This window comes from Neisseria sp. P0018.S001, from assembly GCF_051957355.1.
GTDB classification, from domain to species: Bacteria; Pseudomonadota; Gammaproteobacteria; order Burkholderiales; family Neisseriaceae; genus Neisseria; species Neisseria subflava_A.
Genome location: NZ_JBQCWN010000056.1, coordinates 1 through 479, shown reverse-complemented (window position 1 = coordinate 479; position 479 = coordinate 1). Strand labels below are relative to the sequence as shown.

1 protein-coding gene is annotated in these 479 nt (G+C 52.0%); it reads right to left on the bottom strand.

Annotation, left to right across the window (positions count from 1 at the left end):
* A partial coding sequence (locus ACTHTJ_RS10805; protein WP_440362680.1) for a transposase occupies nt 1-366 on the bottom strand: 366 nt, incomplete at its 3' end.
* Between the last annotated feature and the right edge of the window lie 113 nt (nt 367-479).

Genomic DNA, 479 nt, shown 5'->3' with positions numbered 1-479 from the left:
TTCCCGCACTTCGGACAGGGTATTACCTCGCATCAGCCGATTCCGTTGACGGCATAAGATGCTGCAAGCGGGGATAATCAGTGCGTCAAAACGGCAAAACCGGTTGAAGGCACTGCGGTCGATGATGCTGTGGGCAAGGTCGGGATCGTAGAGGCTGTGCAATTGGCCGAGCAGGACGGCGACAAACATGGAAAACAGGGAAGGGGCGGGACTGCCGCGGTGGTCTCGGAGGTAACGGGTTCTTTGACGATTCAGGTATTGTTCGATCGGCTGCCAATCAATCACTCGATCCAACTTCAATATTGGTAAACGGTCGATGTGTTTGGCAATCATGGCTTGTGCGGTTTGCTGGAAGAAGGTGCTCATGGAAAATCCTCTAAATGTCTTGGTGGGAATTTAGGGGATTTTGGGGGATTGTGTAAAGGTCTCAAACTGCCTTAGCATTGAATGTCCAGAGTCCCGGAATGACGGGTGAGAAG